The sequence below is a fragment of the Legionella santicrucis genome (assembly GCF_001468135.1).
Taxonomy (GTDB): domain Bacteria; phylum Pseudomonadota; class Gammaproteobacteria; order Legionellales; family Legionellaceae; genus Legionella; species Legionella santicrucis.
Window position 1 is genome coordinate 1 of the sequence record NZ_LNYU01000079.1, and the last position, 272, is coordinate 272.

Genomic DNA, 272 nt, shown 5'->3' on the forward strand with positions numbered 1-272 from the left:
TGACATGATTGTTTTGGAAGCCTTTTATGCCAAGTACCAACAAGAAAGCAGCGCGGCTCAAAACATTTTAATTCAAAATGGCATCAGCCCCCAAAGTAGGGAGCAATTTTATGCCCTCAAGCGTGATAATGCAGAGAAGACGATTCCTGATGTGATTATTGATGGGAAAGACATTGGCTATCCAGGGATTTATATTAAAAAACTGGATACAACCAGTGATAAAGGAGCAGCACTTGCGGCCTGTCTTGGGAAAATAACGCATTGCTGCCAGT

1 protein-coding gene is annotated in these 272 nt (G+C 42.3%); it reads left to right on the forward strand.

Annotated features, from left to right (window positions below):
- Positions 1-272: hypothetical protein (locus Lsan_RS22370; protein WP_162265611.1), on the forward strand; the 272-nt coding region annotated here is incomplete at both ends.